The following is a 19,775-nucleotide window of genomic DNA, read 5'->3' as shown; positions in this document are numbered from 1 at the left end:
TTTAACCTCCTGCAAATGGAGGCAACAAAGCTACAACATCATTACTCATTAACATGTAACTGTTTTTGTCCTGAACCAATTTTTGATTGACTGCAATACTATAAGAAAGCGAAGTCAAATCGTATTTTTGTTCCAACTCATCCACTAATTCCTGCAAGGATAAATTAGACAAAGGAAGCGTTTCTCCTAAAACTTGTGTTTTCTCGGCAACTGCGCCAAAATATTTTACATTTAGCATTATTCCGTTACGTTTAGATTTTGAAAAATAAATTCGTCATCGCTATAAGTTTCTTTTGTAAAAACAGCCAATTCAGAAGCGTGTTTTACCACCTCGCCTATTACAATAATTGCAGGTGATGACAATTGGTGTTCAGCCACTAATTTACTTATAGAACTTACCGTTCCTATTACTTTTTTCTGTGTGTCTTTTGTCCCGTTTTGAATAATAGCTACCGGCAAATCATCAGTTCTGTTGTTTTGATAGATAGCCACAATTTCGTCTAATTTATGCATCCCCATCAAAATCACTACAGTTGCAGATGATTGAGAGGCTAAACTAACATCTGTAGATAATTTATGTGCCGAAGTAGTTCCGGTAATCACCCAAAAACTTTCTGAAATTCCGCGTTGTGTTAAACTAATTCCATTAGAAGCAGGAACTCCTAAAGAAGAAGAAATCCCTGGAACAATAGCTGTTAACAAACCGTGTTTTTGAGCAAATTCAATTTCTTCACTTCCTCTGCCAAAAACAAATGGATCTCCACCTTTTAATCGTACTACATGACCGTGTTTCTTACCCATCACTACAATCAATTCATTGATTTGATCCTGAGTATACGCATGACAACCAAAACGCTTCCCTACAAAAACAATCTCTGTTCCTGCAGCCGCATATTGCAATAAATCCTCATTTACTAATGCATCATAAAGGATTACATCAGCATCTCCAATGGCTTTTATGGCTTTTATGGTAATCAATTCCACATCGCCAGGACCAGCTCCTACAATTGTCAACCTTGGTGTGTTAGCATTTTTCATAATCTTCAATTTTTGGTATTCAATTCCTTTAATTCCGCGAGCGAGTTCACATTTTTAAACTGCTCACTTCGTTCTCCTGCAACTTTTATTATCTGATGATTCACTTTTTCTAATAAGCGCATCATTTTTAAATCATTCTCTTCAATGGCCTTTTTCAAAATTGGAACTATTCTTTTCGAATACATTCCAATCAAAGGATGAATTTTATTGGCATCTGAAAAAACAGAAACTTCAAAATTCGATTGATTCTTTGTTATCAATTCAGATAACAATTCCTTTGAAATCAGCGGAATATCGCAACTTAATATTAAATTATTTTCTGAATCTGAGTGAACCAAAGCCGAATAAATTCCGCCAACCGGTCCTTTATCTAATTCAATATCTTTTATTTTTTTATAGGACAAATAATCATAATGAGATGTATTGGTCACTAATTGTATTTCATCAACAAGAGGCAAAGCCGCTTTAATAATATGCTCAATAAATGGTGTTCCCTTAAAAAGCACCAATCCTTTTTCCGATTGCATTCGGCTACTTTTACCGCCACAAAGAATGGATAAGGTTAGTTTTTCCATTTTTAAATCAATTAAAAGGCAAAACCGTTACTTCATCATTGGCTTCAATTGCAGTTACATTCTCCGGAACCACTATCAAGCCATTGGCAATAGAAAAAGTATTTAGCATTGCTGAACTTTGACTTTCTAAAACCGTTACTTTTTCATCATCATACAAGGCCTTTAAAAACAAAGTCTTTCCGGATGTATTCTTAAAAGCTGTATTTATTTTTCTTTTTGTTTCCGGCAAATGCACTGCTTCAAATCCCATTAACTTTTTTAAAGCCGGTATAGCATACACATAAAAACAAGTCAATGACGAAGCTGGATTTCCAGGTAAAGCAAACACTAATTTGTTTTCTTTCCGACCAAAAAACAAAGGTTTCCCTGGTTTTTGATTGATTTTATAAAACAACTCGGTTACACCATTTTTCAATAAAGCTTCTTTGACATAATCGTAATCCCCTACCGAAATTCCTCCTGAAATCAAGACTACATCAAAATTAGAAAGACAACTTTCAATAACCATTTTTGTCTTTTTCAAACTATCTTTAACTTTAAAAACCGTGGTCTTTTTAATTCCGATTGTTTTTAAAGCCGCTTCCAGCATTACCGAATTGCTTTCATAAATTTTACCTTTCGGTAATTTTTTCCCGGCTGAAACCAATTCGTTTCCGGTAACCAAAATGGCTACTTTAGGCTTTTCATATACTTTGATTTTAGTAATCCCCAAACAGGCTAAAAAACCAATAGCTGCAGGAGTAATTACGGTATTAGCATCAAGTACTAACTCGCCTTTTTTAATTTGCTCGCCCTTAGCTCTTACATTAGCACCAGGCAATGGCATTTTTTCAATTTGTAACAAATTATCGGTTACTCTTGTATGCTCCTGCATGACCACAGTATCTGTATCATCAGGAACAAAAGCGCCTGTAAAAATGCGAACCGCTTGATTTTTTTGGATTTTATCCTCTAAAAAATCGCCTGCTTGGGACGTATTTACCACTTCAAATTGTTTCAATTCACTGTGAATAAACGCGTATCCATCCATAGCCGACTGACGGAAAGGAGGCATATTTATGGGAGCATAAATAGCTTCAGCCAAAACATAACCAAGTGATTTACTCACTTTGATTTTTGAGATGGGCATTTGAACACTATTCTCTCCTATTATTTTTAATGCTTCGGCTACTTCAATCATAAAACCTAATTTTAAAACTAAGTAAAAATACTTATACAAATATACGTAATTATATAAAGTACGTATCGAAATTAATACTTAAAATGCTAGAAATATACAATTTGTGATTAACAGCCTATAAATTGCGAAAAAACAAATATTTTACTGTTTTTTGTTATAATCTACTAAAGCTAAATCAGCCATTAGAACACAAAATACGATTATTTGCTATACAAAAACTGCTAAAACCCTATTCAAAAGGCAAAATCAAAGTTGATGTTATCTGTTCCAAAACTTCAAAAGCAGTCTCTGCCATCTTGTTTCCTTTAGTATCCAAAAGCGGATTGATTTCGCATAACTCTACACAAACCACTTTCCCCGAAGCAATAATTTGATTAATAATGGCTATTACCTCATATTGGTCAAAACCTTTAGAAACTGGTGTCCCGGTTCCATTAGAAATTAAGTCACAATCCAGCGAATCCACATCAAAAGAAATATAAATCATATCACAATTTGCTAATTGTGTCAAAGCTCTTTCTACACAAAGTTCTAATCCTTTATAACGAACTTCGTCTACTCTGAAATTTTTTATAGCCATTTCGGCCATTTGTTTGTCTTCGGCTTCTTCAGTATCTCGGACACCAAAATAGATTAAATGTTCCGAATCTATCTTAGCACCTTCAATACCAATATTTTTCATTTCTTCCCAATGTTGTTGGGTTTCAGGAATGACTTCATTGATTTGGCACTTTAAATTATCCAAACCAAGTGCTGCCGCTAAGGGCATTCCGTGAATATTTCCTGAAGGAGAAGTATAAGGCGAATGTAAATCGGCATGGGCATCAATCCAAACCACTCCCAAAGTTTTATGCGGATACATGGCTTTGATTCCACTAATAGTTCCCAAAGCAGAAGAATGATCTCCAGACAAAACAATAGGTAAAAAATGGGCTTCTAAATTACGCTTGACGGTATAAGAAACACGAGTACATTGCTCTAAAACAAATTCAATTCGCTTAGCAAAAGTATTTCGGTTTTTATCATAAATAGTTTCGTTATGCGTTTTTACATCTTCAAAAGTAAACGCATTAAAATACTCACTTCCACGATTGATTGCTGCAACTTCTAAGGCATCAACCCCTAAATCAGAACCACGCGTTCCTCCACCAATATCAGAACGGTTTTTGATTAATTTAACAGCTCGATCCATAAAATTTTATTTAAAATCGTTTAATGCTTTTTCAATAATAGAAAGACAATCCTGTATTTGATTTTCGGTGATCACTAATGGCGGAGCTAAACGGATTTTGTTTCCATGAGTTGGTTTTGCTAACAAACCATAATCACGGAATTTTAAACAAATTTCCCAAGCTAAATCCGATTCTTCATCACAATCAATCACAATTGCATTCAATAATCCTTTTCCTCTTACTAAGGTTATCAAAGGATTTTTAGCAGCAATTTCGTTTAAGCCTTTTCTCAAAATTACTCCTAAACGCTCAGCATTTTCGGCTAATTTTTCTTCTTTTATGACTTCTAATGCTGCAATAGCAACCGCCGCAGCTACAGGATTTCCTCCAAAAGTAGATCCGTGCTGCCCTGGTTTAATAACATCCATAATATTATTATTGGCTAAAACAGCCGAAACCGGATACACACCACCCGACAAGGCTTTTCCTAAAATGAGGATGTCTGGCTGAACATTTTCATGATGAACTGCTAATAATTTTCCTGTACGTGCAATACCTGTTTGTACCTCATCGGCAATAAATAAAACATTGTGTTTGTCGCACAAGGCTTTGGCTTTTGCCAAAAAACCTTCGCTAGGCACATAAACTCCAGCTTCCCCCTGAATTGGTTCTACCAAGAATCCCGCAATATTTTTAGAGGATTCTAATACTTTTTCTAAAGCATCCAGATTATCATATTCAATTTTTATAAAACCTTCGGTAAAAGGTCCGAAACTCTTGCGAGCCGTTTCATCATTAGAAAAAGAAATAATTGTGGTTGTTCTACCGTGGAAATTATTTTCACAAACAATAATTTGAGCTTGATTTTCGGCAATTCCTTTTACCTCATAAGCCCATTTTCTACACAATTTTAAAGCGGTTTCAACAGCTTCTGCACCAGTATTCATTGGCAAAATCTTATCAAAACCAAAATACTTAGTAACATATTCTTCGTAAACTCCCAATTGGTCATTATAAAAAGCTCGAGACGTTAAAGTTAGCTTTTGCGCCTGCTCCACCATTGCACTAACAATCTTAGGATGACAATGCCCTTGATTTACTGCTGAATAGGCCGATAAAAAATCATAATATTTTTTTCCGTCTACATCCCAAACAAACACTCCTTCTCCTTTTTCAAGAACTACTGGTAATGGATGGTAATTATGAGCACCATAATTATTTTCTTTATTGATTAAGGCTTCTGATTTTGAAGATAGTATTTGTTGCATTTGTTCCATGTTATGTATATTATATTCTAAGTTTACAAAATTACGCATATTTTATTGCCTATCAAAACCTTATCCTAAGAGCAAAATCAGCTAAAATTACTTCGCAAAGCACGGATTTGTAAACATCCTGAAACAACAAATTGAAGTTTTTTTAAGTAGAAAAATAAACCGTATCATTATTTAATTAATTTTCAGATATTTGTAATAAGACCGATTTAATGGCTCGCATTTATATCATGAAAAAAACATTACTCCTTCTTGTCTTTAGTTGTTTGGCTTCATGCCAGGGAACAAAAGAAATAAGCTCTAAAAACATTTACAAACCAACAAAATACACGAATAGCATTACCGCTGATGAATTAAAAACACATCTATACATTGTCGCTAATGATTCTATGGAAGGACGAGAAACAGGATCTATTGGACAAAAAAGAGCCGGAAAATATCTCATTAGTCAATATCAAAAAGATAAAATTACATTTCCAAAAGGAGCTAAAAATTATTACCAACACATTCCGGCAGCATTTTTGAATGCGAAGAAAAACGAAAATCTTCCCGATTCTGAAAATATCTGGGCTTATATTGAAGGAACAGAAAAACCCGATGAAATAATTGTGATTTCCGCGCATTACGATCATGTAGGAACAAAAAACGGAGCCATTTTTAATGGCGCCGATGATGATGGTTCCGGAACCGTAGCCTTATTGGAAATTGCACAAGCCTTTCAACTAGCTAAAAAAAACGGACATGGGCCTAAGCGTTCCGTTTTATTCCTTCATGTTACAGGTGAAGAACACGGTTTGCACGGTTCGAGATATTATAGTGAAAACCCATTGTTTCCCATAAAAAATACCGTTGCCGATGTTAATATTGACATGATTGGTCGCCGTGACGATGCCCATGCTAATTCCAATAATTACGTGTACCTCATTGGTGCCGATAGACTTTCGAGTGAATTGGATGAAATTTGCAAAACCGTAAACGAAAAATACGTTCATTTGGACTTGGATTACAAATACAATGCATTAAACGACCCGAACAATTTCTACCGTCGTTCTGACCATTACAATTTTGCAGCACTTGGCATTCCATCCGTTTTTATTTTTAATGGTACACATGCCGATTACCATCGAAAAACAGATACTCCCGATAAAATTGAATACGATGCTTTAGCAAAAAGAGCTCAACTCGCTTTCAATATTGTTTGGGAATTAGCGAATAGAGAAAACCGAATTGTGGTGGATAAAAAGTAAACTTACGTTTTCACACAAATTACACTAATTTACACGAAATATTTTTAGCTTTAATTGCACAAATCTCCCAAATACAGAAAAAATTGGTGAAATTGGTGTAGAACTTTTTTATTTTAAACTTAACGAACTTTGTGAAAAACTTTGCGAACTTTGCGCTTAAAATTATTCCTTAACATCAATACACATTGATACTAAATAAAAAAATGAAATTTAAAGCAGTACTATTCGACCTTGATGGAACACTTGTAAATTCACTAATTGACATTGCCGATTCTATAAATAAGGTACTTCAAGAAAATCAGTTACCAACTCATAGTTATGAAGTGATTAATAATTTTATAGGCAGTGGTCTTCGAGTTTTAGTAACCAAAGCGCTTCCGGAATCACATAGAAATGAAGAAAATATCGAAAAGTTTTTTCAAGCCATGATGCTTCACTATAGAAATAATTGTACTAATAAAACGATTCTTTATGACGGAATTGTCGAACTTTTAGAAGAATTAAAATCCCGAAACATCAAAATGGCCATCTTGTCAAATAAAGCAGATGAATTGACCAAAAAAATTGGTCTTACTTTATTTCCTGATTATTTTGAAATAGTAATGGGATTAAAAAGCGAAGCAACTAAAAAACCAAATCCTGGTGCAGCTATAGAAATCAGTCAAGATTTAGGATTTTCTCCTGAAGAAGTACTTTATGTAGGTGATTCCGGAATTGATATGCAAACCGCCAAAAATGCGAATATGTATGCCTTAGGTGTTTCTTGGGGATATAGACCAAAAGAAGAATTAGTCACCGAAGGTGCTCAATCCATAATCAATCATCCATTAGAATTAATTGCCCTTTTATAATTTGAATTCGAAAAAAATGAAATACAAATGCATCATTTTTGATTGTGATGGCGTGCTGGTAGACAGCGAAGCTATTTCTATTGGCACCCTAGTTAGCATGGCAAAATCACATGGCGCAATCCTAGATGAAACGGAAGCACATCAATTATTCTTAGGGAAATCGCTGGAATTTTGTTTTGATTACATCGCTGATTTAGCCAAAAAAAAATTACCTGACACTTTTGAAGAAGAATTCAGAGCAAGTACTTTCGAATCTTTTCAAAAAGAATTACAACCTATAAAAGGAATTCACGAACTATTAGCTAAAATTGATGTTCCAATAGCTGTAGCCTCTAATGGTCCCGCCGATAAAATAAGACTGAACTTAACCACCACAAAATTGATTGATCAATTTGAAGGTGCTATTTTTAGTGCTTACGATATTAACAGCTGGAAACCCAATCCCGAATTGTATTTGCATGCAGCTAAAACAATGGGATTTGGAGTAAAAGACTGCGTGGTTATAGAAGATAGTCCGGCGGGAGTTCAAGCGGCTTTAGCAGGAGGTTTTGACGTTTTTGGTTTTACTAATCATGCTAATTTAGATGCTTTACAGCAAATGAATATTTCGTTATTTGATGATATGAGCCAACTTGATTTACTTTTATTATAATATTTAAAACATAAAAATGACAACACATCTGGCTTTACTTCGCGGTATTAACGTTTCAGGACACAACATGATGAAAATGGATGCGCTCCAAAAAATGTTGGAAAATGTTGGTTTTACCAATGTAACCACTTATATCCAAACCGGAAATGTATTTGTAACTACCGAAGAAGAAAACCCTGCTGCTGTAGGTTTTAAAATAAAACAAGAAATTTTTAAGACTTTTGGACATGATGTGCCTGTGTTAGTTATCAATAAAAATGTTTTAATAGCTTGCCAACAAAACAATCCTTTTCTAAAAACAGCCGATGTAGAGACTAAAAAACTCTATGTTGCCTTTGTCTCAATGGAGCTTCACAAAGACCGCATTCACGACCTCAAAATGAGTGCTGTAAAACCCGATGAAGTCCACATTGACCAGAATAAAATTTTTATCAAATATGCCGTTTCTGCTGGAAAAACGAGGTTGGACCAAAAATACATAGAAAAAAGACTAAACCTTACGGCAACAATCAGAAACTGGAATACAGTAACACATTTGCTAAAAATGTATGAGGAATTCGAATAAAAAAACAACCCAATAAGAATCTGATTGATTTTTATTCAAAAAAATAAGATTCTAACAAAAAGTAGCGCTTCAATTTCTAAATCCATAAAAGGAACTAAAACTAAGTAATTTACGTTTTAAAAATACGTATTAATACTTATTTTTTAAGTACATTTGTTCATATTCTAAATTGAGTTCAACTCATCTAAATAAAAGAACAAATGAGAGGAATTACTACTGATTGTGCTAACTGTATCAACACCAATTGTTTTATCAAGAAACATTTGCATCTGGAAAAGATGCAAGATTTTGTATTGGAAAAAACCAATTATACTTGTAAAAAAGGCCAACAATTTATGATTGAAGGCGCTCCTATTCAAGGCTTGTATTTTATTTACAAAGGAAAAGTAAAGGTTTTAAAAACAGGTATTTATGGCAAAGAACAAATAGTTCGCCTTACAACAGATGGAGATACATTAGGTTTTAGGGGTTTTGGAACCAGCAACCGCTACTTGATTGCTGCTTCGGCAATTGAAGATACTGTTTTATGTAATTTTAGTAATGATATCATGCATGCCATTCTAAAATCGATTCCTGAATTCACCTATGACATGATGCTTTTTTATGCTGAAGAATTGAACAAAAGCGAAAACAGAGTCAAAAAAATTGCACAAATGAATGTACGCGAACGTGTAATTGACATTTTATTGTACTTACTTAAAAAATTTGGTCATACGAACAATTTACTCAATATCAATCTTTCAAGAAAAGAAATTGCCGATTTTGCCGGAACTACCGATGAACAAGTAACCCGCATACTTTCAAGTCTAAAAAAAGAAGGAGTTATTAAAATAGTCAATAAAAAAATAGGAGTCCTACAGGTAGACAAGCTAAAAGCCGAAATTATAGAGCACAAATAATTACTATTCTAAGGACTTCAAAATCTCTTTTCTTTTTATTTTTCCACTCTCTGTAGTTTCAAATTCTGGAACAAAATAAACAGCTTTTGGTTTTTCAAATTTATCTAAAACAGCAAACACAGAACCGTCTAATTCATATTTTGTTCCTTCGATAACAATTATTAACTTTTCTCCCAAAACAGCATCCGGCAAACCACCTACAAAAAAACGAGTTGGTATGTCTGCGGCTATTTTTTGTTCAATTTGCTCCGGAATAAGTTTAATTCCTCCGCTATTTACCACATTATCAATACGCCCCAAAAGCACAAATTGATGGTCATTAAGCAATTCTACCAAATCATTAGTTATCAAAACTTCATCGTTAACTAAAGGCGCATTAATTAGCAAACAGCCTTTTTCGTTTTTAGAAATATTTACATTTGGTAAAATTGAAAAAGCCTGTTCTCCTACTTTCTTGGCAGCAATATGCGTAATAGTTTCGGTCATACCATAGGTTTCATAAACTTTAGTTTTAATCCCTTGAAGTTTTTGCTCTAAACTAGGCTCCATTTTAACTCCACCAATGATGAGTTTTTTTATTTTCTGTAATTTGTCAACAGAATTTTGTACTTGCAAAGGAACCATTGCCACAAAATCGTATTCTTTATTTACTTTAATCAAAGGATTTGAACTAGGTTCTACAACATCAAGTTCTAAACCTAAAATAAAACTTCTAACCAACATCATTTTACCAGCAATAAACTGAACCGGTAAACAACACAAAGCAGTATCTCCGGGCTTTAATGCGAAAAAATCTCCTGTAGCCAAAGCTGAATTCACCATTGCCTGTTTGCTTTTTCTAATAATCTTAGGCGTACCAGTAGTCCCTGATGTTCGCAAGTTGATATACGATTTTTCGTCAAACCAATCGAGTAAAAAATCTCCAACGGCTTTTTCATGCTCATTCCCTTCTTTAATCAAGTAATAAGCAGCTATACGCAAACCTTTACTATCAAAATGAACTCCGTTGAATTTAAAAAAATTATGAATATTTTTATAAGTAACTTTTCTCATACACCTAGTCGTTTACATTCAATTTTCCCGTTAATTTTTCTTTCCAATCTGTCCATTGGTATTTTCTACTAAAGATAAATAAAAGTACAGGATAAACCAAGACTACTGGCAACACTACATCAAATCCAGCTTGTGGTTCAGATATATCTTTAAAAATAGAATGGGTTTGAAAAGCGGACCAATCCGAAGTAATCAATAAAGCACCAATAAGATTATTGGCGGCATGAAAACCCAAAGCCAATTCCATTCCTTCGTCCATTAAAGTAAGTATTCCTAAAAGCAATCCGGTTCCTATATAATACACAAAAATAATGTTTCCCATTTTAGTTACTTCGGGATTAAAAAAGTGCATCCCTCCAAAAATAATAGAGGTCATCAACAATGGAAACCATTTATTTAGTGCTAAATTTCCAAAACCCTGCATCAAATAGCCTCTAAAAACATATTCTTCGGTGCTGGTTTGAATAGGCACTAAAAGTACCGCAATTACTAATAAAATAGCAAAAGGAATAGGTTTAAAATCTAAAATATACAAATCAGGGTTTAAAAAATAATACACTAAAGTTGACACAATAGAAAAAATAGACCACAATCCAAAAGCAAAACAAATTCTGCTCCAATCGACTTTTTTTCTAGAAGTAGTAACCGAAAGGAAGCTTTGTTTGTGCAAAAAATTCACCACAAAATAGATCCCGCCTAATGCAAATACAAAGGAAATAAGCATTAAAAAGAGGGTGGTATTGGATTCTAAAAAATGCATCATCTCATCATTGGTTTGCGGATAACTTTCCCCTGTCATAATAGATTTAGCTACAACAGCAACTAACAAAGGAATTTGCCCCACAAATGAAGCAAAAATAATCAGTACGGAACCCAGTACATATTTCCAAAATTTATTTTCCTTACGAATACCTTGTTCTATAAACATTGATTTAATTGATTTAAAGTAGTACTAATTCACTTTCAAAAGCTATTTTTGTCCCTTCGAAAATACCTTTTTTATTTTAAACTATAAAAATAAACTCATGATTGAAGTATATCATAATCCGCGATGTGGAAAATCAAGAAATTGTTTGGCCTTTTTAGAAAACTCAAATCAAGAATATAAAATTATTAAGTACCTAGAGGAAATACCTAGTAAAGAAGAACTTAAGTCTTTATTACAAAAATTAAATAGCAAGCCAATTGATATAGTTCGCCAGAAAGAGAAAGTTTGGATTGAAAATTATAAGAATAAAAATTTAAGTGATGAGGAGATTATTCAAGCTTTAATTACACATCCTATTTTGATTGAAAGACCCATCATCATCAAAGGCAATAAAGCTATTATAGCCCGAGAAATGGATAAAATAGAAGCCTTTTTTAATAAGCAATAGTCTTTTTAACATTTATTTAATAAATCGATATTAAACCAAATCTCTTTTTGAGATTCCAAAGAAAAACATAAAATAAAAAAAAATGCGACAAACATTAAGATTTTTTTTAAGTCTCACCTTACTTTTTACCTTCTTGAGCGGTTTTGCTTCCATTGGAGATCCAGTAATAGATCCAGCTAAAGAAAGAGTAAAAATTTCTGGAACGGTAATTGAAAAAACTACAAAACAGCCCCTAGAATATGCAACAGTAACTATTACAGATTCCAAAAATCCAAAAGCCATTACAGGCGGAATTACCAATGCTAAAGGAGGTTTTACTATAGAAGTTGCACCTGGTACATACAATATCAAAATAGAATTCATCTCTTTTAAAGCCATAGAATACAACCAACGTAATTTGCAAAAAAACACCGATTTAGGTACTATTGCCTTAGTAGAAGATGCTGCACAATTAAACGAAGTAGTGGTTCGCGCTGAAAAATCAACTGTTGAAATTAAATTAGATAAAAAAGTCTACAATGTAGGTCAAGACATGATTGTAAAAGGAGGAACAGTAAGTGATGTACTTGAAAATGTCCCTTCAGTAACAGTTGACGTGGAAGGAAATGTAAGTTTGCGTGGAAACGAAAACGTACGCATTTTTATTGACGGACGCCCTTCTAACTCTTTAAATATGGCTGAGGCTTTACGCCAAATTCCTGCTGATGCCATTGATAAAGTAGAAGTTATTACCAATCCATCGGCGCGATATGATGCCGAAGGTGGTGCGGGAATCCTAAACATCGTTTTGAAAAAAGGAAAAAACCTTGGTTTCAACGGAAGTTTTATTGCATCAACAGGAATCCCGGAAACTTATGGTCTAAGTGCCAACTTGAACTACAAAACCGAAAAATTAAACTTTTTTACGTCTACGGGATACAACTACAGAACTAGTCAAGGAGGTGGTTTGACTAATAGTGCTAACGGTACTAATCTAGATACAGATAATGGGATTATATCAGGTTATACTAATGAAAAAAGAAAAACTGAACGTATAAGAAAAGGTATTTCTACTAAAACAGGAGTAGAATGGACAGTGGCTCCAAATACGTATTGGACTAACTCCATTAGTTATAGAGACAACAGCGGTACTAATGATGATAAAGTAAATTTCAAAAATTTTGATGAAAATCATATTCCTACCTCTAGTCGTTACCGTAGCAGTTTTGGAGATGATACTGGAAAAGATATAGAATATGCTTCAAATTTCTTGAAAAACTTCAATGATAAAGGACATAAATTAACCGTTGATTTTTCGTATGCTTCTAATAAAGATACTGAAAATGCACTCATTAGCGGTCAAACTATTGGAAGTAACGAAGATCCAACTGAAGACTTTACTTTTAACAACCAAAAGCAAAATCAAGTTCAAGTACAAACCGATTATGTGTTGCCTTTTGAAAATGGAAGCCAATTTGAAGCGGGTTATAAAGGAAACTTTAACAACTTAGACAACACATACAGTGTAAATAGAGATCTTAATGGAAATCCAATTGATGGTTTTGTACCTAATACCCTGGAATACAATGAGCGCATTAATGCTTTATATACGCAATATGGTTTTAAATTAAATAAATTCTCTTACTTATTTGGTTTGCGTTGGGAAGACACCCAAATTGACATCAACTTATTAGACACAAATAATTTCAATACTAAGAAATACAACAATTTTTTCCCTAGTGCCTTTGTAAATTATGAAATATCCGATGAAAGTAGTGTTTCTTTAAGTTATAGTAAACGTTTGTCTAGACCTAGAGGACGTTACTTAAACCCAGCTACTAACTATTCTAGTAACATCAATTTATTTCAAGGTAATCCTGATTTAAATCCTTCATTTACTGATAAATTTGATTTAGGATATCTAAAAAAATGGGATAAAGTAACTTTTAGTACTTCGATGTATTTTGAAAGTACTAGAGATGTGTTCTCTTTTGTTCGTACCGAAACAGGAGAATATGTAACTACTCAAGTTGCTAATCCAGATTATGATTCAAATGATCCTGATAGCCCAGAATTTTTTGAAACAAACAACCCTGTAATTTTAAGTAAACCAATCAACTTAGCCAAAGAGCAACAATTTGGTTTCGAATTCACATTGAACTACAGTCCATTCAAAATTTGGAAAATAAACAGTAGTTTCAACCTATCGGATACAAAAACAACTGGAACATACACCTATACACCAGCTGTAGGAGACAATGATATTACACAAGATTTAAATAACGAAACATTTTCTTGGTTTTCTAGGATAAACTCTCGTTTGACACTTCCATACAAAATTGACTGGCAATTATCAGGAATGTATTTTAGCCCTAGAAATACAGCCCAAGGGAAAAGCCTAGGTAATTATGTAATAAATACTGCATTTAGTAAAGATATTTTAAAAGACAAAGCAACAATTTCATTAAACGTGAGCGATATTTTCAATTCTAGAAGAATGAAATCAGAAGTTAATTTACCAAGTGTAAATTCTTATAGTGAATATCAATGGAGAAAAAGACAAATTAACCTATCGTTTACATACCGTTTGAATATGAAAAAAACAGACAGAGATAAAAACATGCCAAAAAACAATAATGATGGCGGCGGTGAAGGCGGTGGAGAATTCCCAGGATAAAATAAAAAAGGACTCGTGAAAACGGGTCCTTTTTATTTACATCAAATCAACTTTTTTAGCCATCTAAGTCATTGAAGTTCTTTTTAAAAGCTTTTTGAAATAAAGTTTATTAAAGACCATATAAGAGAATCTAATAAACCTTTATCATAACTTATCTTAATACCTTAATGGTAAAATTCAAAAGTAGTCATAAAAAAAGGATTCGTATTACGAATCCTTTTTTATTAAAAATCTCAATTATAGAGATTCTTGTTTTTTTGCTCTCTTTTCTTTGAATCTTTCCCAAGTAGCACCTCCTACCCAATAGGATACGAAACTAACTAGAAAGAACATTAACCAAAATCCCATTGTAAGGATGGTTAAGAAAAGTAAAAAGCCTAAATACTGTGAAAATTCAAACATGTTTTCCGGAATTTTGAATGTAGCCACAAATGTAGCAGTTAATTTTTTTCTTAGCAATAAAAACAACACTCAATTTTCATAAAAATACATTTATCCGTACATTTAAGCTTGATTTTAATTTACAGAAGCTTTTTCCTGCTATACGCTACAATCTTTTATCTCTAAAAAAAGAGATAAAAGGATTTTCGCTGCTATCAGGGCTAGGACAGCAGTTTTCAAAAAAACGTTTAAAAAAAAAAAAACAGCTAATATCATAACATTATGAAATTCCGAATTGAAAAAGATACCATGGGCGAAGTCCAAGTTCCAGCCGCTAAATATTGGGGAGCACAAACCGAACGTTCTAGAAATAATTTCAAAATAGGAACTTCGGCATCTATGCCTTTCGCCATTATCGAGGGTTTTGCTTATTTAAAAAAAGCTGCTGCTTTTGCTAATTGTGATTTGGGTGTTTTAAATTCTGAAAAAAGAGATGCCATTGCCACTGTTTGTGATGAAATTTTAGATGGGAAGTTAGATGATCAATTTCCATTGGTCATTTGGCAAACCGGTTCCGGTACCCAAAGCAACATGAATGTAAATGAAGTGATTGCTAACAGAGCTCAAGTAATCAAAGGATTTGAAATTAGTCAAGGAGAACCATTTATAAAAGCCAATGATGATGTGAATAAATCACAATCTTCTAATGACACTTTCCCTACTGCCATGCACATTGCGGCTTACAAAGCAATTGTAGACACAACCATTCCCGGAGTTGAAAAATTGCGAAATACATTAGACGCTAAAGCAAAAGAATTTAAAAATGTCGTAAAAATTGGTCGCACGCACTTGATGGATGCCACTCCACTCACTTTAGGACAAGAACTTTCAGGTTATGTGGCACAGTTGAATCATGGATTAAAGGCACTCAAAAATACCTTAGCTCATTTATCAGAAATTGCTTTGGGAGGAACTGCCGTAGGAACAGGATTGAACACCCCTGAAGGATACGACGTAAAAGTAGCCGAATATATTGCTCAGTTTACAGGATTACCATTTGTAACCGCCGAGAATAAATTTGAAGCCTTAGCCGCTCATGATGCCATTGTGGAATCACATGGCGCCTTGAAACAACTGGCCGTTTCTTTGAATAAAATAGCCAATGATATTCGAATGCTGGCTTCGGGACCACGATCTGGAATTGGCGAAATCCTCATTCCGGAAAACGAACCCGGTTCTTCGATTATGCCTGGCAAAGTAAACCCTACGCAATGCGAAGCTTTAACAATGGTTTGTGCTCAGGTGATGGGAAATGATGTTGCCATAAGCGTTGGCGGAATGCAAGGACAATATGAACTGAATGTTTTCAAACCAATGATGGCTGCCAACTTCCTGCAATCGGCGCGATTATTAGGAGATGCCTGCTGTTCTTTTGACGAACATTGTGCCCAAGGAATCGAACCTAATTACAAACGTATTGAAGAATTGGTTGCTAATTCGCTAATGTTAGTTACCGCTTTAAACACTAAAATTGGTTATTACAAAGCCGCCGAAATAGCGCAAACTGCCCATAAAAACGGAACCACTCTCAAAGAAGAAGCGGTTCGTTTGGGTTATCTCACTCCTGAAGAATTTGATACTTGGGTAAGGCCCGAAGAGATGGTATAGAAAAAGTTATGAGTTATCTGTTTACATCTGGTAATCAACTCACAGCCCACAACTACTCACCATCAACATAATCCTGTAAATAAGAAAATCTTGCCGTTAACTTTCCGTTTTCGGTAATTTTTGCACGAGCTAAAATACCATCTTTGTCACCATTAAAAAAAGCAGGCATTACTTTTTCAATAAACATTTCACCAAAACCTTCGCTGGCATCCTTGGGTAATTCGCAAGGCAAATTATCCACGGCCATCACCACAATAGCTGCGGGATGAAACACATCTACTTCTTTATTTTCTAAAGGTAAATACCCATAAAAAGGTTCTTCAATAGTCGAGGAACGCAACGTACACGCAATTGGTCCGTTAATATCACAAGAAATATCAGCTACGACTTTTATTTTACAATCTTTGGCCTTTAGCATTTCCTGAGTTAGAATATCAGGAGCTGCATTAGCATGAAAATGTCCTGAAATTACAATATCTGAAACTTTAGTAAAACGTTCAAAATCACTTTCGTAATCTTGTGGATTTTGGAAAAAATCGCTAATTTCTAATTCAGCTCCGTCTTTACGTTTATTATAGTCTAAAGCATCGATTTGGACATAAACCGGCTGTGCATATTTTTTAGTCAAATAGTTCTCTATTGTAACCGATTTTACTTTGATAGCATCCAAAATTTCTTTTACTCCTCCTCCTACTTTACCAGTTCCTGTCACCACAAATTTAATGGGCGGAAGCACCAGTCTTTTTAAATGACGAATTAAATCTTCTTTCCCAGAAAGGGTTTCGGCTTTAGGTAATTTGAATAATTCAAACTTAATCCCAAAAGCACGAATACTGTTGTAAGCCCCCACCATTCCAGCATAACACCCAAAACCTATTAAACGATTATTATTGGTATCAATTAAAGTTTCATGATCATAGAAATCAATATTTTTCTCTAATAAGGCTTGTAATAATCTTCTATTGTATACTTGCTTTTTTATAGTATGCGAAAAAAAGAAATAGGATTTATTAGGAATTAAGTTTTCAACAGGAACTTCTTTTACACCAACTAAAACATCACAATCGCTAACATCTGAAACAACCTCAATACCTAAACTTTTATAATCAATGTCACTAAATACTCTTATATCCGAACTTTCTACCTTAACACTAAGCTCGGGATAAAGTGTTTTTAATTTTACTAATTCATTAGGAGAAAATACCACTCTTCTATCAGGCGGATTTTTTCTTTCTTTAATTATTCCAAATTTCATATTGTGTATGGTATTATTCCTTAAACTTCTAAGTAATTCTATTTTTTTACAAAAAACAGATTTATTTTACAAAAAAATAGCCGAAAATCATTAAAAACTGAAAGCCAAAAACATAGAAAAAAGTCATTTAAATAACTTTCAAAAAATTCTGTTAACATGAAAAAAAACGACTCTCAAACGCATTTGATTCTATATATTTGCCGATATAGCCCTAAGACAAATGATTTTCATAAAAAAAACAAATATACTACAATTACTCCTGCTTATTTTAGTTTTGGGTTCTTGTGGACAAAAGAATAAAGAGGATTCACTTGAGGAAAACCAAACTCCAAAAGATACAATGCCTCATATGGAGCCAAATACACAAAAATTACCAAAACTATCGGCTCAGTATATCCAAACAAAAAAAAATGCAATCGAACATTTTTACAATAAAAACTGGCCTAACAACAGTATGAATGGCGGTTTTCTTGTAGCTCAAAATGGACAAATCATCTTCGAAAAATACGAAGGTATGGCTAATTTTAGAGACAAGAGACCCATGACTGCTACTACTCCGCTTCATTTAGCATCAGTAAGTAAAGTACTAACAGCAACAGCAATCTTAAAATTAATTGATGCAAATAGAATTGGTTTAGACCAAAAAGTAAATACTATACTTCCTAACTTTCCTTTTCCTGAAGTAACAGTTAAAACACTTTTAAATCACCGCAGTGGGATGCGTAATTATGCCTATTTTACAGATAAAAAAGACGGTATTTGGGACAGACACAATATTCTAAGTAATAAAGATATTGTCAATTTAATGGCTACTAAAGATATCGGTTTAGAATCCAGAACCGACAGTCGTTTTAGTTATTGCAATACCAATTATGCTGTTTTAGCACTTATCATCGAAAAGAAAACGGGTCTTAGTTATAAAAAAGCAATGGAACGCATGATTTTTAAACCATTAGGAATGAACCATACTTATGTTTTTGATTACGTAAAAGACAAAGACACTGCTGTAACATCCTATAAAGGTAATAAGGTCGAAATAGGAAAAGATTATCTGGATGCTATTTATGGTGACAAAAATATTTATTCTACGCCAAGAGATTTATTGAAATTTGACATGGCTCGCAATGCTCCAGGTTTTCTTAGTCCAAAATTATTAAAATTGGTTTATACTCCTTTTAGTAACGAACGCAAAGGAGAAAGAAACTATGGTCTTGGAATCCGAATGATTAATTGGGAAACAGGGCAGAATTTCTATTTCCACAACGGATGGTGGCACGGAAATACTTCTTCTTATGTGACCTTGCAAAAAGAACATGTCACCATTATTGCCTTATCCAATAAGTTTACTACAAAAACCTATCAGGTTCGAAAAATATCGCCTTTATTTGGAGATTATCCGTTTAAATTGGATAAGGATGAAAAAGAGGAATAATTTTTGCTTCAACTATGAATGCGAAATAGTAATATTAAACTAGAATATTGTATATTCGCGCTCTCAAATTTAACTCGTTTGAGCAGAAAATAAAACTGGGGTCGACTGGTTTTGACAGCAAGTCGAATTGAACAGTAAGCACGTCGAGCATTGAGACCTTGCTCGTAAATATAAGATCTTACACTTTTACACGGCGAAAATAACTACGCTTTAGCTGCATAATCCGAATTATAGTACGATTACGCCACGTCCCTACAAGGTAGGGAAGCTGGATTCTCCTTGAAAGCCTTGGTTTGTGGCGGTCAGTACAGGGGAACCGTAAAAATAGACCTAGATTTCCATAAGCTTCGGGTGGTTATCGAAAATTAAGAAGCTAAGTAGTATGTGGCTGTTTCTGGCCTAGCATCCTATCGAAAATTCAATCAGGAAATAAGCGTGTAGAAAGCTCTTTAATTGCTTGTTTGGACGGGAGTTCGATTCTCCCCGACTCCACAAAAACAA

18 protein-coding genes and 1 other RNA gene are annotated in these 19,775 nt (G+C 33.9%); 10 read left to right on the top strand and 9 right to left on the bottom strand.

The window, feature by feature from the left end:
- Window position 1: 1 nt before the first annotated feature.
- From AC4FRF_RS05330 to rocD, 6 genes are all read right to left on the bottom strand, one after another.
- Entirely contained in the window at window positions 2-238 is a 237-nt protein-coding gene (locus AC4FRF_RS05330; protein ID WP_439228848.1) for a MoaD/ThiS family protein, read from the bottom strand.
- On the bottom strand, window positions 238-1,038 hold the full coding sequence (gene cobA, locus AC4FRF_RS05325) for a uroporphyrinogen-III C-methyltransferase (protein ID WP_491158451.1): 801 nt from the start codon (window positions 1,036-1,038) through the stop codon (window positions 238-240). Before cobA ends, AC4FRF_RS05330 begins: the two co-directional genes overlap by 1 nt.
- Before the next feature lie 5 nt (window positions 1,039-1,043).
- Window positions 1,044-1,613 (bottom strand): molybdenum cofactor guanylyltransferase, encoded by a 570-nt coding sequence (locus AC4FRF_RS05320; protein ID WP_491158450.1) that lies wholly within the window; start codon window positions 1,611-1,613, stop codon window positions 1,044-1,046.
- A gap of 7 nt (window positions 1,614-1,620) precedes the next feature.
- A complete protein-coding gene (locus AC4FRF_RS05315) occupies window positions 1,621-2,793 on the bottom strand; it encodes a molybdopterin molybdotransferase MoeA (protein ID WP_491158449.1) in 1,173 nt (390 codons plus the stop codon).
- A gap of 229 nt (window positions 2,794-3,022) precedes the next feature.
- Window positions 3,023-3,985: an arginase gene (locus AC4FRF_RS05310; protein ID WP_491158448.1), complete on the bottom strand. Its 963-nt coding sequence runs from the start codon at window positions 3,983-3,985 to the stop codon at window positions 3,023-3,025.
- Window positions 3,986-3,991: 6 nt separating this feature from the next.
- On the bottom strand, window positions 3,992-5,242 hold the full coding sequence (rocD, locus tag AC4FRF_RS05305) for an ornithine--oxo-acid transaminase (protein WP_491158447.1): 1,251 nt from the start codon (window positions 5,240-5,242) through the stop codon (window positions 3,992-3,994).
- A 227-nt stretch (window positions 5,243-5,469) separates the two neighbouring features.
- On the opposite strand from rocD, the gene AC4FRF_RS05300 reads away from it, so the two are divergent.
- The 5 genes from AC4FRF_RS05300 to AC4FRF_RS05280 all read left to right on the top strand — a co-directional run bounded on the left by AC4FRF_RS05300 (window position 5,470) and on the right by AC4FRF_RS05280 (window position 9,453).
- Complete coding sequence (locus AC4FRF_RS05300; protein ID WP_491158446.1) at window positions 5,470-6,486, top strand: M28 family peptidase; 1,017 nt, start codon at window positions 5,470-5,472, stop codon at window positions 6,484-6,486.
- A 203-nt stretch (window positions 6,487-6,689) separates the two neighbouring features.
- Entirely contained in the window at window positions 6,690-7,337 is a 648-nt protein-coding gene (locus AC4FRF_RS05295; protein WP_491158445.1) for an HAD family hydrolase, read from the top strand.
- A gap of 16 nt (window positions 7,338-7,353) precedes the next feature.
- Window positions 7,354-7,989: an HAD family hydrolase gene (locus AC4FRF_RS05290; RefSeq protein ID WP_491158444.1), complete on the top strand. Its 636-nt coding sequence runs from the start codon at window positions 7,354-7,356 to the stop codon at window positions 7,987-7,989.
- A gap of 16 nt (window positions 7,990-8,005) precedes the next feature.
- Entirely contained in the window at window positions 8,006-8,554 is a 549-nt protein-coding gene (locus AC4FRF_RS05285) for a DUF1697 domain-containing protein (RefSeq protein ID WP_491158443.1), read from the top strand.
- Window positions 8,555-8,754: 200 nt separating this feature from the next.
- Window positions 8,755-9,453: a Crp/Fnr family transcriptional regulator gene (locus AC4FRF_RS05280; protein WP_491158442.1), complete on the top strand. Its 699-nt coding sequence runs from the start codon at window positions 8,755-8,757 to the stop codon at window positions 9,451-9,453.
- Between the two features lie 3 nt (window positions 9,454-9,456).
- On the opposite strand, the gene AC4FRF_RS05275 is transcribed toward AC4FRF_RS05280, so the two are convergent.
- Complete coding sequence (locus AC4FRF_RS05275; RefSeq protein ID WP_491158441.1) at window positions 9,457-10,506, bottom strand: AMP-binding protein; 1,050 nt, start codon at window positions 10,504-10,506, stop codon at window positions 9,457-9,459.
- A gap of 4 nt (window positions 10,507-10,510) precedes the next feature.
- Window positions 10,511-11,434 (bottom strand): CPBP family intramembrane glutamic endopeptidase, encoded by a 924-nt coding sequence (locus tag AC4FRF_RS05270; protein WP_491158440.1) that lies wholly within the window; start codon window positions 11,432-11,434, stop codon window positions 10,511-10,513.
- Window positions 11,435-11,531: 97 nt separating this feature from the next.
- Between AC4FRF_RS05270 and arsC the strand changes: the two genes are divergently transcribed.
- The 3 genes from arsC to fumC all read left to right on the top strand — a co-directional run bounded on the left by arsC (window position 11,532) and on the right by fumC (window position 16,587).
- Window positions 11,532-11,882: an arsenate reductase (glutaredoxin) gene (gene arsC / locus AC4FRF_RS05265; protein ID WP_491158439.1), complete on the top strand. Its 351-nt coding sequence runs from the start codon at window positions 11,532-11,534 to the stop codon at window positions 11,880-11,882.
- 82 nt (window positions 11,883-11,964) lie between these two features.
- Window positions 11,965-14,538, top strand: a complete 2,574-nt coding sequence (locus AC4FRF_RS05260; RefSeq protein ID WP_491158438.1) for a TonB-dependent receptor — start codon at window positions 11,965-11,967, stop codon at window positions 14,536-14,538.
- A gap of 663 nt (window positions 14,539-15,201) precedes the next feature.
- The gene (gene fumC / locus AC4FRF_RS05255; protein WP_491158437.1) at window positions 15,202-16,587 is read left to right on the top strand and encodes a class II fumarate hydratase; all 1,386 of its coding nucleotides are present in this window, start codon (window positions 15,202-15,204) and stop codon (window positions 16,585-16,587) included.
- Between the two features lie 52 nt (window positions 16,588-16,639).
- Here fumC and AC4FRF_RS05250 read toward each other — a convergent pair whose 3' ends face one another.
- Window positions 16,640-17,842 (bottom strand): NAD(P)-dependent oxidoreductase, encoded by a 1,203-nt coding sequence (locus AC4FRF_RS05250; RefSeq protein WP_491158436.1) that lies wholly within the window; start codon window positions 17,840-17,842, stop codon window positions 16,640-16,642.
- Between the two features lie 220 nt (window positions 17,843-18,062).
- Here AC4FRF_RS05250 and AC4FRF_RS05245 point away from each other — a divergent pair, with 220 nt between their 5' ends.
- Together AC4FRF_RS05245 and ssrA are read left to right on the top strand one after the other, a co-directional pair.
- On the top strand, window positions 18,063-19,274 hold the full coding sequence (locus AC4FRF_RS05245) for a serine hydrolase domain-containing protein (protein WP_491158435.1): 1,212 nt from the start codon (window positions 18,063-18,065) through the stop codon (window positions 19,272-19,274).
- A 97-nt stretch (window positions 19,275-19,371) separates the two neighbouring features.
- Window positions 19,372-19,769: a transfer-messenger RNA gene (gene ssrA, locus AC4FRF_RS05240) on the top strand.
- Window positions 19,770-19,775: the final 6 nt, after the last annotated feature.

It is taken from the genome of Flavobacterium sp. ST-158 (assembly GCF_058309975.1).
Note: the sequence above shows the minus strand (reverse complement) of the source record. Positions and strands in the feature narration are given on the sequence as shown.

Bases quoted from the DNA above. Each gene is read 5' to 3' on its own strand.
- AC4FRF_RS05310 (WP_491158448.1), bottom strand. From the start codon at position 3,985: ATGGATCGAGCTGTTAAATTAATCAAAAACCGTTCTGATATTGGTGGA.
- AC4FRF_RS05315 (WP_491158449.1), bottom strand. From the start codon at position 2,793: ATGATTGAAGTAGCCGAAGCATTAAAAATAATAGGAGAGAATAGTGTT.
- fumC (WP_491158437.1), top strand. From the start codon at position 15,202: ATGAAATTCCGAATTGAAAAAGATACCATGGGCGAAGTCCAAGTTCCA.
- AC4FRF_RS05280 (WP_491158442.1), top strand. From the start codon at position 8,755: ATGAGAGGAATTACTACTGATTGTGCTAACTGTATCAACACCAATTGT.
- cobA (WP_491158451.1), bottom strand. From the start codon at position 1,038: ATGAAAAATGCTAACACACCAAGGTTGACAATTGTAGGAGCTGGTCCT.
- rocD (WP_491158447.1), bottom strand. From the start codon at position 5,242: ATGGAACAAATGCAACAAATACTATCTTCAAAATCAGAAGCCTTAATC.
- arsC (WP_491158439.1), top strand. From the start codon at position 11,532: ATGATTGAAGTATATCATAATCCGCGATGTGGAAAATCAAGAAATTGT.
- AC4FRF_RS05285 (WP_491158443.1), top strand. From the start codon at position 8,006: ATGACAACACATCTGGCTTTACTTCGCGGTATTAACGTTTCAGGACAC.
- AC4FRF_RS05260 (WP_491158438.1), top strand. From the start codon at position 11,965: ATGCGACAAACATTAAGATTTTTTTTAAGTCTCACCTTACTTTTTACC.
- AC4FRF_RS05245 (WP_491158435.1), top strand. From the start codon at position 18,063: ATGATTTTCATAAAAAAAACAAATATACTACAATTACTCCTGCTTATT.
- AC4FRF_RS05290 (WP_491158444.1), top strand. From the start codon at position 7,354: ATGAAATACAAATGCATCATTTTTGATTGTGATGGCGTGCTGGTAGAC.
- AC4FRF_RS05270 (WP_491158440.1), bottom strand. From the start codon at position 11,434: ATGTTTATAGAACAAGGTATTCGTAAGGAAAATAAATTTTGGAAATAT.
- AC4FRF_RS05295 (WP_491158445.1), top strand. From the start codon at position 6,690: ATGAAATTTAAAGCAGTACTATTCGACCTTGATGGAACACTTGTAAAT.
- AC4FRF_RS05300 (WP_491158446.1), top strand. From the start codon at position 5,470: ATGAAAAAAACATTACTCCTTCTTGTCTTTAGTTGTTTGGCTTCATGC.
- AC4FRF_RS05275 (WP_491158441.1), bottom strand. From the start codon at position 10,506: ATGAGAAAAGTTACTTATAAAAATATTCATAATTTTTTTAAATTCAAC.
- AC4FRF_RS05250 (WP_491158436.1), bottom strand. From the start codon at position 17,842: ATGAAATTTGGAATAATTAAAGAAAGAAAAAATCCGCCTGATAGAAGA.
- AC4FRF_RS05330 (WP_439228848.1), bottom strand. From the start codon at position 238: ATGCTAAATGTAAAATATTTTGGCGCAGTTGCCGAGAAAACACAAGTT.
- AC4FRF_RS05320 (WP_491158450.1), bottom strand. From the start codon at position 1,613: ATGGAAAAACTAACCTTATCCATTCTTTGTGGCGGTAAAAGTAGCCGA.